Here is a 15,308-nt window from a genome sequence, read left to right on the forward strand (position 1 = left end):
ACCCGCTGACCGTCAGCTACCCGCGGCGGCGTGGGCCGGCGCGAAGAAATAATCCTTCCAGCTTTCCGCCTGCCCTTGCAGCACGCCGATCTTGCGCAGCTTGTCGGCATACACCTTGGTCTGCTGCGGCGTGATCGTGAACTGGTTCTCGGGATCGTCCAGGATCTTCTTCACGAAATCCGCCGGCAGCTTGGAATTCTGCTGTCGGATGAAGATCGCGGCGGCCTCGTCCTTGTGCGCGGGAATCCACGCCGCAGCTTCCGCCAGCGCGGCGTAGAACGCCTGATAGGTCTTGGGATTGGCGTCGTGGAATTTCTGCGTGGTGTACAGCACGTTGAACGTCGCGGGTCCGCCCAGAATGTCGTACGAACTGATCACTTTGTGCACCGCCGGATTGCGTTCCAGCGCCTGGTAGTAGAACGGCGCGCTGGAAAAATGCGCATTCACCTCCAGGCCGCCGGAGATCAGGGCGGTGGTGGCGTCCGGATGCGGCAGGCTGATGGAGATATCGTCGAAGCGCTTGAAGTTGTCCTTGCCGTAGCGCTTGGCCGCTTCGATCTGCAAGGTGCGCGACTGGAATCCGACGCCAGCGGCCGGCACCGCGATGCGGTCCTTGGCGCCGAAGTCGTCCAGTGTCTTCACCGCCGGATTGTTGCTCAGCAGATAGTTGGGCAACGACCCCAGCGCCGCCACCAGCTTCACGTTCTGCTTGCCGCGCGTGCGGTCCCACAGCACCAGCGCAGGCGGCACGCCGGCCGACACCATGTCCAGCGCGCCGGCGAGCAGCGCCTCGTTCATGGCCGACGCGCCAGAAATCTGCGCCCATTCCACCTTGATGTCCACGCCGGCCTGCTTGCCGTGCTTCTCGATCAGTTTCTGGTCCTTGACCACATCAAGGATCAGATAGGCGATGCCAAACTGCTGCGCCACGCGCAGCGTGCCTTCGGCATGCGCCGGTGCGGCGGCCGCGACTAGCGTTGCAAAAGCCAGCGCGGAGGTCGCCGCGAAGCGCCGCAGGGGAAAGGGATTGATGGACATGAGGTCGCGGGCTCCTTGGGCCGGTGGGTTCGCCACGCCGCGTCATTCGCTGCGTAGGGTGACCGGCGATCCTAGCAACGCGCGCTCGGCGGCGGAACGAACTATTTCTGCTATCCAAATACCGCCGCTGGCAGGCCGCTTGGCGCAGCCGCCATGCCCAAGCCGCACGCCCCAGCGCGGCCGTAAGAAACAAGCATATGTCCAGATATTCTTTGTCGGCGCAGCCTTCGCTCCGTAGCATGACCCCAAGCTATTTCACATGCATATCGGGGTTTGGAATCATGAGTTCGTACAAGAAGCTGCCTTCCATCGACGCCGCGCGCCGGCGTCTGTTGTTCCATATCGGTTCGGTGGCCGCCGCAGGCGCCGCGGGCGCGCTGCCCGGCGTGACGTTCGCCCAGTCCCGCGAGCAGGCCACGCTGGCTTCCGGCAGCGCGGGCTACACCTGGGCGCTGCCGTTCGTCGCCGAAAGCGGTGGCTACTGGAAGGCGCGCAACGTGGATCTGAAGGTGCTGGATTTTCCGACCGGACGGGACTCGATGCAGGCCCTGCTGGCCGGCTCGGCCAACTTCTCGACCACCACGGATACGCCGCTGGTCTTTGCCGTGTTGCAGGGTCTGAAGCCCGGCATCCTGGCCAATTTCAGCCGCTACTCGTACGACATGAAGATCGTGGCGCGCGAAGGCAGCGGCATCGCCGCCGACCAGCCCGCCAGCCTGAAGGGCAAGAAGATCGGCACGCCCGCCGGCACGTCGGGGCAGTACGCGCTGGCCAAGTATCTGGAATTCGCAAAGCTGTCCGCCAGCGACATCACGCAGGTGAATCTGGCGCCCACCGATCTCATCGGCGCGCTGGTGCGCGGCGACATCGACGCGTTTTCCTGGACCGCGCAGGCCGGCAACGCGGCGCTGCGCCAAAGCGGCGGCAAGGCGTTCTTCCTGACGCAGGATGGCTACGAGAAATTCTTCCGCAGCCACCAGTTGCTGCTGGTCAACCAGAACACGCTGGACACGCGCCAGGCGCTGGTCAAGGACGCCATCGGCGCGCTGCTCGACGCCGAAAAGCGCATCGCGCAGGACCCGGCGTGGCCCGACTTGATCGCCACGCGCATCCGCAGCACGCCCGCGGAGGTCAAGCAGGCGACCTCGGTATTCGAATTCAAGGTGGGATTCGACGACAGCTTCGTGGACGACCTGGTGAATCAGGCCAAGTGGGCCATCGACGCCAAGCTGGCGCCCGCTCCCGCCGGCGACTTGCGCGCGTTGTTCCGCGCCGCGATCAAGGACGCGCCGCTGTCCGCCGCCGCGCCCGACCGCGTCAAACTGGCCTGACGGCATGGGCGCCCTGATCGAATTCCAGCGCGTGTCGCAGTTCTTTGCCACGCGCGGCAACGCGCCCGCGCAGGCGCTGCACGAGGTGTCGCTGGACCTGGCGGCCGGCGAGTTCACGTGCCTGATCGGCCCCTCGGGCTGCGGCAAGACGACGCTGCTGCACCTGCTGGCGGGCTTTCTGCAGCCCACCGACGGCGCGGTCCGGTTCCATGGCGAACAGGTCGAACGCCCCGGTCCCGAACGCGGCGTGGTGTTTCAGGAATATGCGCTCTTTCCGTGGATGACGGCCCGGCAGAACGTGGAATTCGGCCTGCGCGCGCAATCGGTCGCCGCACCGCAACGCCGCCACCGCGCGCTGGCGGCGCTGGAGCGCGTGGGTTTGGCTGCGTCCGCTGACCGCTATCCGCACGAGTTGTCCGGCGGCATGCGCCAGCGCATCGCCGTGGCGCGGTCCCTGGTCGTCGAACCGAAAGTCCTGCTCATGGACGAGCCGTTCGCAGCCGTGGACGCGATGACCCGCGCCGCGCTGCAAAAGGACCTGCTGCGGCTGTGGCAGGAGACCGGCGTATCGGTGGTGTTCGTCACCCACAACATCGACGAAGCGATCTTCCTTGCGCAACGCGTCGTCGTCATGGCGCCGCATCCGGGCACGATCAGCGACGACATCCGCATTGGCCTGGACTATCCGCGGCAGCGCGGGTCCATTGAATTCGCCCAACACTACAACCGGATCGAAGCCGCGCTGGCGGCCGGCGCCCAAAGGCAGGCAGCATGACCTCATTGACCCTGCGCCGCGAATCCGTGGCCGAGACGACCGCTGATGTTCCCGTCCAAGCCGATCACGCGGCCAGCGGCGATGCGCGGCCCGCGCGTGCGGGACTGGCCGACCGCTTCCAACAGGCGCACGCGCGAGCGGAGCGCGCCCGTCGCCGCCGCCGGCTGCTGTTGAACCTGGCCGGCATCGCGCTGTTCCTGCTGGGGTGGGAAGCCATCCCGCACGTGTTCTCGTGGATGAACCCCGCGCTCTTTCCGCCGCCGTCGCGCGTGCTGCAGGCCGCGTTGCCGCTGATCGAATCGGGCGAACTGGCCGGGCACATCACCGCCAGCCTCACGCGGGCCGCGGCAGGATTCAGTATCGCGCTGATCCTCGGCATCACCGCCGGCATCCTGACGGCGCGGATCGCGTTCCTGCATCACCTGAGCGAACCCGTGCTGCATGGCTTTCGCTCGGTGCCGTCGCTCGCCGTCGTTCCGCTGGCGGTGCTGTGGTTCGGCATCGGCGAGCTGCCCAAGATCGCGCTGATCGCCTGGGGCGCCTTCTTTCCCATCTGGATCACCACCTTCATCGGCGTGCGCGACACCAACATCGTGTACCTGCGATCGGCGGCGGCGCTGGGCGCCGGCAGGCTGCGCACGCTCTTTCTCGTCATCCTGCCCGCCGCCCTGCCCTTCATCCTGGCCGGCGTGCGCCAGGCCATCGCCGTGTCGCTGATCGTGCTGGTGGCGGCCGAGCTGTCGGGGTCGACCCGTGGCATCGCCTACATGATGTCGCTGGGCCATCAGCTTTTCCAGGTGGAGATCATGTTCATCGGCCTGGTGCTGCTGGGCACATTCGGCTTCCTGGCGGACCGCCTGTTCGTCTGGGCAGCGCGCCGACTATTCCCCTGGTATCAAAGCGCCTCCTGACATGAGCCTTTTTCACAGGCGGGCCGCACCCCGCACGCTGGTGCTGCGCAACGCGCGCATCCATACGTTTCATGACGCCCGCCCATCGGCCCATGCCATCGCGCTGGCAGACGGCCGGGTCGCGGCCTACGACGAGCAAGCCTTGGCGCTGGCGGGCGGCGATGCGCAGGTGCTGGACCTGCAGGGCGCGACGGTAATTCCCGGCATCAACGACAGCCATGCCCACATGGAGCGCGAGGGGTTAAAGACCCTGCGCCCCTCGCTGGCCCACGCGCGCAGCGTTGCAGACGTGTTGCAGGTGGTGCGCGAGCAGGCGCGGTCCACGCCGCCCGGCGACTACATCGTCACCATGCCGGTGGGCACGCCACCCTATTTCTTCGGCGGCGCGGCGCAGTTGGCGGAAGGCCGGCTGCCCAGCCGGCAGGAACTGGACGCCGCGGCGCCCGACCACCCCGTCTATATCCCCGCGCCCTTCGGCAACTGGGGTAAGCCGCCCGGAAGCGGCGCGCTCAACAGCCTTGCGCTGGCACGCAATGGCCTGACGCCGGCATCGCAGCCCCGCTGCGGCGGCATCGAACTGGGCCGCGATGCCGCCGGCGAACTGAACGGCAGCATCGTCGAGCGCAACGCCCGCCCCGCCGTCGAATTCGACCTGCTGCCCGACGTGCCGCGTTTTGGCTATGCCGACCGGCTGAAGGGCCTGCGCATCTCGCAGCAGCTTTATCACGCCAAGGGCACCACCAGCATTTACGAAGGCCACGGCTGCGCGCCCGAGACCATCTCCGTCTACCGCAAGCTATGGGAAGACGGCGAGCTGACCATGCGTTCCACGCTGGTCGTCAGCCCCGCGTGGAGCGATCTGGCCGAAGCGGCGCGCGCCATGCGCGACTGGCTGGCCACCGCACGCGGGCGCGGCTTGGGCGACCCGTGGCTCCGGATCAGCGGCATCCATATCGCCTACGGCGGCGATCCCGTCGTGGCCTGCTGCGCGCGCGCCAACCTGCCGGACACCGGCTGGTCCGGCTTCGTCGAACAGGCCGTTACGCCATCGGACTTCCGGGCGCTGTGCCTGCTGGCGGCCGAACATGACCTGCGCGTCAACGTCATCGTCTCGGACAAGTTGCACGAAGTCGTACCGGTGCTGCGCGAGGTCAACGCCCGGTTTCCGCTGGCCGGCCGCCGCTGGGTTGTGCAGCACATCGCCCGGTCGCGCATCGACGACCTGAAGGCGCTCAAGGCGCTGGACGTGCTGGTCACGACCATTCCCACGTATTTCCTGTGGAAAGGCGGCGCGGCCTACCTGGACGAACCCGACGGCGGAGAAGGCGTGGTGCCGCATGCCGACATGCTGGCGCTGGGACTCGATGTATCGCTGGCGACCGACAACATTCCTTACGACCCGTTCCACACGCTGTGGGTGGCGGGCGTTCGGCAGGAGCGGCTGACGGGCCGCGTCATTGGCGCCGGGCAGGCGCTCTCCGCCCACGATGCGCTGCGCGCATTCACCGTGGCCGGCGCGCGGTTGAGTTTCGACGAAGACTGGAAGGGCCCGCTCGCGCCGGGATTTGCCGCGGACTTGGCGGTGCTGCATCAGGACCCGATGCAGTTGCCCGCTGCGGCGTGGCGGGACGTGCGCTGCACAATGACCATCGTGGGCGGGCACATCGTGCACCGCGAGCCGGACTAACGGCCCGGTCCGCCCCCCAACAGCTTGAACGACTGGTCCGCCGTACGCAGATCGCGCGAATCGCGGTTCCAGCCGATCTGACGCCGGTAGCTGCCCAGCAATCCGGCCCGCACCAGTTCGTCTTCGGCCACCGGCGCAGGCGCATCGGCCTGGGGCGACACGTACATGGCGTCTTCGGGGCACCACGCCTCGCACATGAAGCAGGTCTGACAGGCGTCCTGGCGCGCGATGACCGGCGCCGCCCCTTCCACGATGTCGAACACATTGACCGGGCACACCCGGACGCAGATATTGCAGCCCGTGCAACGGCTGTCGCTGATGAGCTCGATCATGCCGCCAGCCTCGTTTGCGTTGCGGATTGCGGTGCGGGCTGCGGCACGGATTGCGCCCCGCCCCCGTCCAACGCGCGCGGCTGCACCCACACCTCGTCCAGCCCGCCAGCGCTTAAATGATGGTATTGCGCGGCGTCCTGCTCCAAGAAGTCGTAGCGTTTGTGCATGCCGCGCGTCTCGCGGCGGGCCAGCGCGCTGCGGTACATCCAGCGCGACGTGGCCAGCATGGCCGCCGCCTCGCGCGTCGCCAGCAGATCCGCGGCGGCCGCGGGCGCCGCCGACCGCAAGCCGTGCCACTGCGTGTCCAACCGGGCGACCGACGGCTCCAGCACGTCCGCCGTCCTGAAATAGTTCCGCTCGAAGGGCATGACCTCGTCCTGCACCGCCCTGACCAGCGCGGCGGCATCCGCGGCGCGCGCGCCGTTTCCACGCAGGCCCGCGGCCCCCGCGGCGATGACGGTACGTCCGCGGCCGCGCGCGGCCAGCGCATGGCCGGCAGCGCCGGCGCCGGCCCAGGATCCGGACGAGATGGCCCAGGCGGCGTTATGGCTGCCGCCCCCGGTAAAGCCGCCGCAGATGGGCTCGCGCGTTGCGGCATCACCAGCGGCGTACAGGCCCGGCACGGTGGTCGAACAATCCGGCCCCGCCAGCCGCAGGCCACCTGTGCCGCGCACGGTGCCCTCCAGCCGAAGCGTCACGGGAAATCGCTGCGTAAACGGGTCGATGCCGCTGCGGTCGAACGGCAGGAAAAAGTTCGGTTGCGCGGCGCGCATCGCCTGCCGCGTGGCCTCGTCGGCCTGATCCAGGCGCGCATAGACTTTCTGGCGCAGCAGTTCGCGCGCGATGACCGAGCGCCCGCCCTTGGACGCCGCGCCGGGGATCGGCACGCCGTCAACGTCGGTGAAGGTCGCCCAGCTATAGAACAGCGTCTTGGTCACCGAGCCGAACTCGGGCGCAATGCCGTAGGCGTTGGAAAACTCCATGCCCGACAGCTCCGCGCCCAGTTCGGCTGCCATCAGCAGGCCGTCTCCGGTCAGCACGTTGCAGCCCAGCGCCCGGCTCAGGAAGGCGCAACCGCCCGTGGCGATGACGACCGCCCCCGCGCGCACCGTCCACGCGCCGCCCCGCTGCCGGTCCACGCCCGCCGCGCCGGCGACCGCGCCGTGCTCATCGCGCAGCAGTTCCAGCACCGGGTGATGATCGAGAATCCTGCCGCCCGCCTGCTTGACCTGCTTGCGCATCAGGCGCATGTACTCCGGGCCCTGCAGCGAATTGCGGCGCGACACGCCGTCGCCATCCACCGGAAAGGGATAGCCCCAGTCCGCCAGGGTATTGATGCCGTCCCACGTCCGGTCCAGGACGCGGCCCATCCAGCCATGGTCCGCCAGCCGGCCGCCCATGTCGTAGCGGCTGGACATCGCGGCGGCGCGCTTCTGCGGATCGGGATCGACATACCAGACTGCGGTGCCGGCCGCGGCGGTGGCGCCGGACGACCCGCAATAGCCTTTGTCCGCCAGGATGACGCTTGCGCCGGCCTGGGCGGCGCAGACCGCGGCCCAAGTCCCGGCGGGACCGCCGCCGATGACCAGCACATCCGCCTCGTAGCCCGAATTGGCGCTGCCTTGCGGCGCCGCATATTTGCCGGCCATGGAACCCCCTGCTGTGATTGCTTGCAATGGAAGGTTCGATGGTATGCCGCTCGCCCTCCGCCACGAACGACGGATCGGCGATTTGCAAATCACCGGGGTTGCGCGCAGTGTCCGGCCTTCAATGCCCGGGCACGTCTCCGTACATATAGTCCCGCCGCCACGGATACGACAGATCGGCGGGACGATCCAGTTCGTCCGCGCGTCCCGTCGCGGGATGCTGCGCCAGGATCTGATGCAGCGCGATCCATCCATGCTCGAAGGCCATCGCGCTGCCGGCCAGGTACAGCCGGTAGGCACGCAGCGACCGCTCACCGTGGTCCGCCCCCAGAATGCGCGCCGCCTCCGGCAGCCGCGCCTCCAGCCGATCACTCCACGCCCACAGCGTGCGCGCGTAATGCGGGCGCAGGTTTTCGGCGTCCAGGTCTTCCAGGCCGCCGTTGGCCAATGCCTGCATCACGACGCTGACATGGGTGAGTTCGCCGCCCGGGAAGATGTACTTCTCGATGAACTCGCCCATGCCATTGCCGAGTTCCGCGTTATCCACGCCGGCGGCGGTGATGCCGTGGTTCATGATGAGCCCGCCCGGCTTGAGCAGACGCCGCAGCGTGGCGAAGTAGCTTTCCAGTTGCGCGCGGCCCACGTGCTCGAACATGCCCACCGACGCAATCTTGTCGTAAGGCTGCGATGCGTCCAGCTTGCGGTAGTCCAGCAGCTCGATGCGCACGCGATCGGACAACCCTTTATCCTGGATCAGCCGGCTTACGTGCGCGTGCTGGTTGCGCGACAGCGTGATGCCCGTGGCGTCCACGCCGTAGCGTTCGGCCGCCCACAGCAGCAGTCCGCCCCACCCCGCGCCCACATCCAGGAATCGCTCGCCCGCCGCCAGGCGCAGCTTGCGGCAGATGTGATCCAGCTTGGCCTCCTGCGCCTGCGCCAGCGTCATGCCGGGCTCGCGGTAGTACGCGCAGGAATACACGCGGCGCGGGTCCAGCCACAAGGCGTAGAAGTCGTCGGACAGGTCGTAGTGAAATTCGATCTGCCGAGCATCGCGCTCGAGGGAATGGCGCCACACCGACATCACCTTGCGCACCAGGTCGGTCAGCCAGCCGCCGCGCGCCGCGTCCATCGGCGACCCGGGCAGCAGTGCCGCGGCCGCCGCCATCACATCGCGCATGCTGCCCTCGATATCGATGCGGCCTTCGACATAATCCTGCCCCAGCACCCCGACGGCCCCTTCGGCCAGATGCGCCAGCGCGGTCATGTCGTGCGTCACGAACCGCACGCGCGGATCGGGTGCGCCGAGCACGGCGCCATCGGGCAGCACAAGTTGGACGGGGACAGGCAACGCCTGAAGTTTGCGCTCCACGACAGATAGCAAAGGATTCACGGCTTCTCCTTCCGGATGCGTAGGGACACAAGGGACGCTAACGCAAAACACCCGCAATCTTCCTGTAAGCCCGCCCATGATAAAGTCCCCGGCTTGGCGCGGCCAATACCGTCTGCACTACCGCGCGCCCTGTCTCTGCGTTTTACCGCGATCTACATGCCCCCAATGCACACATCCCGCAGCAGCCTGCCCGGTTGGCTCATTCTCATGGGCGCGCTGACGGCCATCGGCCCGTTCGCCATCGACATGTACCTGCCCGCGTTCCCCACGATCGCGGCGAACCTTGGCGTCGCCCGCGGCGATGTCGAGCGCACGTTGGCGGCGTACCTGATCGGCCTGGCGCTGGCGCAGGTGTTCTACGGCCCGATGGCGGACCGCTACGGCCGCAAGCCGCCGCTGCTGGTGGGCCTGACACTGTTCATGATCGCCTCGCTGGGATGCGCGCTGTCGGGTTCGGTCGAAGCCCTGACCGGCTGGCGTGTCGTGCAGGCGATGGGCGGCGCGGCCGGCATCGTGATCCCGCGCGCGGTCATCCGCGACCACTATGAAACCCACGAAGCCGCGCGCGCGATGTCGCTGCTGATGCTCATCATGGGCCTCGCGCCCATCCTCGCGCCGCTGATCGGCGGCCAGCTGCTGGCCATTACCTCGTGGCGCAGCCTGTTCTGGGTGATGCTGGCGGGCGGCGCGATGCTGATGGCCGCGGTCATCCTGATCATGAAGGAATCGCTCACGCCGGACCGCGTGGTGCCGCTGCGCTGGAGCACCATCCTGCAGAACTATCGCGGCCTCTTCGCCCACCGCGGCTTCATGTCGCACAGCCTGGCGGGCGGTTTCGGACAGGCGGGCATGTTCGCCTACATCATCGGTTCGCCCCGGGTCTTCATCGAACTCTACGGCGTGCCGCCGCAATACTACGGCCTGCTGTTCGGCGCCAACGCGCTGTCGCTCATCATCTGCTCGCAGATCAGCGCCCGCCTGCTGCGCACCTATACGCCGCGCCAATTGCAGCGCCGCGCGCTGGTGACGCTGGCCTGCGCCAGCCTCGTCGCCGTCGCGCTGACGCTCGCCGGACTGCTGACGCTCCCGCTGCTGATGTTGTGCCTGATCGCCTACATGGGCAGTCAGGGCTTCGTGAACCCCAACTCGGCGGCGCTCGCGCTGTCGGACCAGGGCAAGCGGCTGGGCGCCGCCTCGGCGCTATTGGGGACGCTTCAACTGTCTTGCGGCGCCCTCGCCGGTTTTGTGGTCAGCGCCTGGCAGGCCGACACCGCCCTGCCCCTGACGACCACCCTGGCAGCCTGCGCGTGCCTGTCCTGGACAGCCGGCCGTGTGGCGCGTTCGCACACGTCGTAGCCCTTTGGCTTGATTTACTTGGGAATTCCGTATTAGAATCGCGGTCTTCACATGAAGTTTCCCGTGCAGGACTACTATGCTTTGTAGTTCAGCACTCTGACCCCCAACCGCGTGTTGTGAATTCAAGTGTGAATTCAAGCGGGTGGCAGGCAGCGGGTATAAGCACTGGGGTGAAATCACTTTCCCCCTCATCCACTAAGACTGGGTGGCCGGCCAAGGCAGCGCACAGCGCAGCCCACTCAGCCCGGCGGCTAAACCCCCGTCTACCCCCCAAGCGATGCGCGGCAAGAACGACACTAAAGAGGTGCATCCATGGCACGCGTATGCCAAGTGACCGGCAAAGGCCCGATGGTGGGCAACAATGTTTCGCACGCGAACAACAAGACCAAGCGCCGCTTCCTGCCCAACCTGCAATCGCGCCGGTTCTGGGTTGAAAGCGAAAACCGCTGGGTTCGCCTGCGTGTTTCGGCCAAGGCCATCCGCACGATCGACAAGAACGGCATCGACGCCGTGCTGGCCGAAATGCGTGCCCGCGGCGAACAGGCCTAATCGGCCGCCCCGCCAATCTACATACTAGGAGCACGACATGGCCAAAGGTATCCGCGAAAAGATCAAGCTCGAGTCGACCGCCGGCACGGGTCATTTCTACACGACCACCAAGAACAAGCGCAACATGCCCGAGAAGATGCTGATCAAGAAATTTGATCCGGTCGCTCGCAAGCACGTCGACTACAAGGAAACCAAGCTGAAGTAATTCAGCCGGTATCCCGCAAAAAAGGCCCTGTCATGCAGGGCCTTTTTTATTGCCGTTACTTTCTTGCCGTTTATTTTCCACCGCGCCTGCACGCCATTTGCCGCCGCGCCGAAGCCCATGTTTCAATTAGGCCGCACCCGCGGCGCCCCAGGCGCGCGCGCAAGGCCGATTCATTCTCACGCTGCGACAAAACCCGCCATGATCCGTCCCTGCCTCTCCCTGCTGCGCCGCGCCGTCGCGCCCGCGCTCCTGGCCCTCGCGCTGGCGCCGGCCTCCCCCGCCGTCGCGAAAGACAAGGAACCGCCGATCCGCATCGGCGAGATCAACAGCTACAAGGCCATTCCCGCCTTCCTGGGCCCGTACAAGAAGGGCTGGCAGTTGGCGCTCGAAGAAGTCAACGCCTCGGGCGGCGTGCTGGGCAGAAAGCTCGAGGTCATCTCGCGCGACGACAACGGCAACCCTGGTGACTCGGTCCGCGCCGCGCAGGAACTGCTGGCGCGCGAAAAAGTCGAGTTGCTGTTTGGCGGCTTCCTGTCCAACACGGGGCTTGCGCTGACCGACTTCGCCAAGCAGCAAGAAGTCTTCTTCCTGGCCGCCGAGCCCCTGACCGACAAGATCACCTGGCAGGAAGGCAACCGCTATACCTACCGCCTGCGTCCGTCCACCTGGATGCACGTGGCGGCGCTGGCCCCCAAGGCGCTCGCCCTGCGCAAGAAGCGCTGGGCCATCGTCTACCCCAATTACGAATACGGCCAGTCCGCCGTGGCCACGTTCAAGGCCATGATGCAGTCCTTCCAGTCCGACGTGGAATTCGTCGCGGAACAAGCCGTGCCGCTGGGCAAGGTGGATGCCGGCGCCGTCGTTCAGGCGCTGGCGGATGCCAAGCCCGACGCCATTTTCAATGTGCTGTTCGCCGCCGATCTGACCCGCTTCGTGCGCGAAGGCAACACGCGCGGCCTGTTCGAAAACATGCCCGTCGTGTCGCTCTTGTCCGGCGAACCCGAATACCTGGAACCGCTGGGCGCGGACACGCCCACCGGCTGGATCGTCACCGGCTACCCCTGGTACGCCATCGACACCCCAGCCAACAAAACCTTCGTCGAGGCCTACAAGAAGCGCTTCAACGAGACGCCCAAGGTCGGTTCCGTGGTCGGCTATGCGTCGCTGATGTCCATTGCACAGGGCCTGAAGGCCGCCGGTTCCGTCGACACGGAAAAGCTCGTCGACGCCTTTGCCGGCCTGAAGGTGGACACGCCCTACGGCCCCATCCAGTACCGCAAGATCGACCATCAATCCACGATGGGCGTCTATGTGGGCGTGACGGCGGTCGAAGACGGCAAGGGCATCATGAAGGACTTTGCCTACATCGACGGTGCACGGCTCCAGCCGCCTGACGAGCAGGTGCGCAAGATGCGGCCGGCGCCGGCCCGCTGATGAATGTATCCGGGCTGCTGCTGCAGCTACTCAATGGCCTGGCCGACGCCAGCGCGCTGTTTCTGGTCGCCGCCGGACTTTCGCTGATCTTTGGCGTAACGCGCGTGGTCAACTTCGCGCACGGTTCGTTCTACATGCTGGGCGTGTACCTGGCCTGGACCTTCACCAGTTACTTCGGCGGCGGCGCGGGCTATTGGCTGGGACTGCTGCTGGCGGCGCTGGCGACCGGCCTGATCGGCGCCGCGGCCGAATTGCTGGTGCTCAAGCGTCTGTACCGCGCGCCCGAACTCTTCCAGCTTTTGGCCACCTTCGCGCTGGTCCTCATCATCGGCGATGTCGCCCTGGCGGTCTGGGGCCCCGAAGACCTCTTCTCCGCCCGCGCACCGGGCTTGTCGGGCGCCGTCCAGATCCTGGGCCGCCGCTACCCCGAATACGACCTGCTGCTGATCGCCGCCGGCCCCGTCGTGCTGGGTCTGCTGTGGCTGCTGCTGATGCGCACACGCTGGGGCCGGCTGCTGCGCGCCGCCGCCGAGAACCGCACGATGCTCGCGGCCCTGGGCGTGAACCAGGCCTGGCTGTTCACGTCGGCCTTCACGCTGGGCGCCTTCCTGGCTGGGCTGGGCGGCGCGCTGGCCGCGCCGCGCGTACCGGCCACCCTGGGCCTGGACCTGGAAATCATCGCCAGCGCCTTCGTGGTGGTGGTCGTGGGCGGCCTCGGATCCATACCCGGCGCGTTCCTGGCGGCCGTCCTCATCTGCGCGGTCAAGGCGCTGTTCGTGTTCCTGGGCCAGGTGGCCATCGGCCCGTGGGTCTTCAACCTGTCCAAGCTCACGCTGCTGGCCGAATTCGCGGTGATGGCCGTGGTGCTGGTGGTCCGGCCTTGGGGCCTGATGGGCAAGCCGCCTGCGCCAGCCTCGCACGCCGGCCCGCCCGAACGCCCCATCGCCCCGGCCGGCCCGCGCCTGCGGCTGGCCTATGCCGTGTTGCTGGCCTTGTTGGCCCTCGTGCCCGTCGCCACGCTGTACTGGCCCTATCTCAGCATCCTGATGACCGAGATCCTGATCGCCGCGCTGTTTGCCGCCAGCCTGCACTTTCTGACCGGGCTCGCCGGCATGACATCGTTCGGCCACGCCGCGTGGTTCGGGCTGGGCGCCTACGGCGCGGCGTTGCTCCTGAAGCTGGCGGCCATCCCCATGGAGGCCGCGCTGCTCCTCGGACCATTTGCCGCGGCGTTGGGCGCGCTGGTGTTCGGCTGGTTCTGCGTGCGCCTGTCCGGGGTGTACCTGGCCATGCTGACGCTGGCCGTCGCGCAGATTCTATGGGCCCTCACCTATCAATGGGATGACGTGACCGGCGGCAGCAACGGGCTGACGGGCTTGTGGCCGTCGGCATGGCTGTCGCAGGGGCCGTGGTTCTATTACCTGTCGCTGGTGCTGTGCGCGGCCGGGGTCTGGTGGCTGCGGCGGCTGGCGTTTTCGCCGCTGGGCTTTGCGCTGCGCGGCGTGCGCGATTCGGCCTTGCGTGCCGAGGCGCTTGGCATGGACACGCGGCGCATCCAGTGGGCGGGATTCGTGGCCGCCTCGTTCGCCGCAGGCCTGGCCGGGTCGCTTTATGCATTTTCCAAGGGCAGCATCGCGCCCGACGTGCTGGCGGTAAGCCGCTCGGTCGACGGGCTGGTCATGGTGCTGCTGGGCGGCATCCAGACGCTGGCCGGTCCGCTCGTCGGCGCGGCATCCTACACCTGGCTGCAGGACGTCGCGGCACGCAGCACCGAATACTGGCACGCGGTGCTCGGGCTGGCCATCCTGGCGCTGGTCATGGCCTTCCCCGAAGGACTGGCCGGCGCGGCGGCCCGCCTGCGCAGGAGGTCCGCATGACGACGGCGACTCCCCTGCTCCAGGTGCGCAACCTGCGCAAATCCTTCGGCGGCATCGACGCGCTGGCCGATGTTTCGTTCGATCTGCACGCCGGGCACATGCTGGCCCTGATCGGCCCGAACGGCGCGGGCAAGTCGACATGCTTCAACGTGCTGGGCGGACAATTGCGCCCGGATTCGGGTTCGGTGCGGCTGGACGGCCAGGAGCTTGTGGGCTTGTCGGCCGGCAAGATCTGCCGGCTGGGCGTGGGCCGCAGCTTCCAGACCGCAGCCACGTTCCGATCGATGACCGTGCTTGAAAACGTGCAGACGGCCCTGCTGTCGCGCGACCGCCTGCTCTTTAATCCGTGGCGGCGCGCCTCCCGCCATGCCGTCGATGAAGCCAGGACCCTGCTGTCGCAGGTGCAGATGGCTGACAAGGCTGACGAGGCCTGCGGCACGCTGGCCTATGGCGACGTCAAACGCGTGGAACTGGCGATGGCGCTAGCGCATCAGCCGCGCCTGTTGCTGATGGACGAGCCCACGGCCGGCATGGCCACCAACGAGCGCCACGCGCTGATGCGCCTGACCCGGCAACTGGCAGACACGCAGCGCATCGCCGTCCTGTTCACGGAACACAGCCTGGATGTCGTCTTCAAGCACGCAGATCGCATTGCAGTGCTGGTGCGCGGCGGCCTGCTGGCCGAAGGCGCCCCCGCGGCCATCGCGGCCGACGAGCGGGTCAAGGCCGCTTATCTGGGCACCGAGGCGCCGCAAGGCGCCTGACGACGCCAGCCTC

Annotated in this window: 14 protein-coding genes; 10 read left to right on the forward strand and 4 right to left on the reverse strand. The window is 67.4% G+C overall.

Features of this window, described 5'->3' with window-relative positions; translation table 11 throughout:
- Positions 1-12 precede the first annotated feature (12 nt).
- Positions 13-1,038 carry an ABC transporter substrate-binding protein gene (locus ASD71_RS12605; RefSeq protein ID WP_082578883.1) on the reverse strand — a complete coding sequence of 342 codons (1,026 nt, stop codon included), beginning with the start codon at positions 1,036-1,038 and terminating at the stop codon, positions 13-15.
- A 281-nt stretch (positions 1,039-1,319) separates the two neighbouring features.
- Between ASD71_RS12605 and ASD71_RS12610 the strand changes: the two genes are divergently transcribed.
- The 4 genes from ASD71_RS12610 to ASD71_RS12625 are packed head-to-tail and all read left to right on the forward strand — an operon-like array spanning position 1,320 to position 5,742.
- Complete coding sequence (locus tag ASD71_RS12610; RefSeq protein ID WP_056564056.1) at positions 1,320-2,369, forward strand: ABC transporter substrate-binding protein; 1,050 nt, start codon at positions 1,320-1,322, stop codon at positions 2,367-2,369.
- Between the two features lie 4 nt (positions 2,370-2,373).
- On the forward strand, positions 2,374-3,144 hold the full coding sequence (locus ASD71_RS12615) for an ABC transporter ATP-binding protein (protein ID WP_056564059.1): 771 nt from the start codon (positions 2,374-2,376) through the stop codon (positions 3,142-3,144).
- Positions 3,141-4,055, forward strand: a complete 915-nt coding sequence (locus tag ASD71_RS12620; RefSeq protein WP_082578884.1) for an ABC transporter permease — start codon at positions 3,141-3,143, stop codon at positions 4,053-4,055. The genes ASD71_RS12615 and ASD71_RS12620 overlap by 4 nt, the downstream gene beginning before the upstream one ends.
- Position 4,056: 1 nt before the next feature.
- A complete protein-coding gene (locus ASD71_RS12625) occupies positions 4,057-5,742 on the forward strand; it encodes an amidohydrolase (RefSeq protein ID WP_200949389.1) in 1,686 nt (561 codons plus the stop codon).
- Here the strand turns inward: ASD71_RS12625 and ASD71_RS12630 are convergent.
- The 3 genes from ASD71_RS12630 to ASD71_RS12640 all read right to left on the reverse strand — a co-directional run bounded on the left by ASD71_RS12630 (position 5,739) and on the right by ASD71_RS12640 (position 9,110).
- On the reverse strand, positions 5,739-6,074 hold the full coding sequence (locus ASD71_RS12630) for a 4Fe-4S dicluster domain-containing protein (protein WP_056564062.1): 336 nt from the start codon (positions 6,072-6,074) through the stop codon (positions 5,739-5,741). The genes ASD71_RS12625 and ASD71_RS12630 overlap by 4 nt on opposite strands.
- Positions 6,071-7,723, reverse strand: coding sequence for an FAD-dependent oxidoreductase (locus ASD71_RS12635; RefSeq protein WP_056564064.1), 1,653 nt, complete (start codon positions 7,721-7,723; stop codon positions 6,071-6,073). Before ASD71_RS12635 ends, ASD71_RS12630 begins: the two co-directional genes overlap by 4 nt.
- Before the next feature lie 118 nt (positions 7,724-7,841).
- Positions 7,842-9,110, reverse strand: a complete 1,269-nt coding sequence (locus ASD71_RS12640) for a class I SAM-dependent methyltransferase (protein WP_156395138.1) — start codon at positions 9,108-9,110, stop codon at positions 7,842-7,844.
- 156 nt (positions 9,111-9,266) lie between these two features.
- Between ASD71_RS12640 and ASD71_RS12645 the strand changes: the two genes are divergently transcribed.
- From ASD71_RS12645 to ASD71_RS12670, 6 genes are all read left to right on the forward strand, one after another.
- Positions 9,267-10,466: a Bcr/CflA family multidrug efflux MFS transporter gene (locus ASD71_RS12645; RefSeq protein WP_082578885.1), complete on the forward strand. Its 1,200-nt coding sequence runs from the start codon at positions 9,267-9,269 to the stop codon at positions 10,464-10,466.
- 312 nt (positions 10,467-10,778) lie between these two features.
- A complete protein-coding gene (rpmB, locus tag ASD71_RS12650) occupies positions 10,779-11,015 on the forward strand; it encodes a 50S ribosomal protein L28 (RefSeq protein WP_056564075.1) in 237 nt (78 codons plus the stop codon).
- Positions 11,016-11,052: 37 nt separating this feature from the next.
- The gene (gene rpmG, locus ASD71_RS12655; protein WP_003810296.1) at positions 11,053-11,220 is read left to right on the forward strand and encodes a 50S ribosomal protein L33; all 168 of its coding nucleotides are present in this window, start codon (positions 11,053-11,055) and stop codon (positions 11,218-11,220) included.
- A 198-nt stretch (positions 11,221-11,418) separates the two neighbouring features.
- A complete protein-coding gene (locus tag ASD71_RS12660) occupies positions 11,419-12,654 on the forward strand; it encodes an ABC transporter substrate-binding protein (RefSeq protein WP_056564076.1) in 1,236 nt (411 codons plus the stop codon).
- A complete protein-coding gene (locus ASD71_RS12665) occupies positions 12,654-14,531 on the forward strand; it encodes an ABC transporter permease (protein ID WP_056564077.1) in 1,878 nt (625 codons plus the stop codon). Before ASD71_RS12660 ends, ASD71_RS12665 begins: the two co-directional genes overlap by 1 nt.
- Entirely contained in the window at positions 14,528-15,295 is a 768-nt protein-coding gene (locus ASD71_RS12670) for an ABC transporter ATP-binding protein (protein WP_056564084.1), read from the forward strand. The genes ASD71_RS12665 and ASD71_RS12670 overlap by 4 nt, the downstream gene beginning before the upstream one ends.
- Positions 15,296-15,308: the final 13 nt, after the last annotated feature.

Origin of the sequence: Achromobacter sp. Root565 (genome assembly GCF_001427425.1) — a bacterium.
In the GTDB taxonomy this organism is placed as follows: Bacteria; Pseudomonadota; Gammaproteobacteria; order Burkholderiales; family Burkholderiaceae_B; genus Achromobacter; species Achromobacter spanius_D.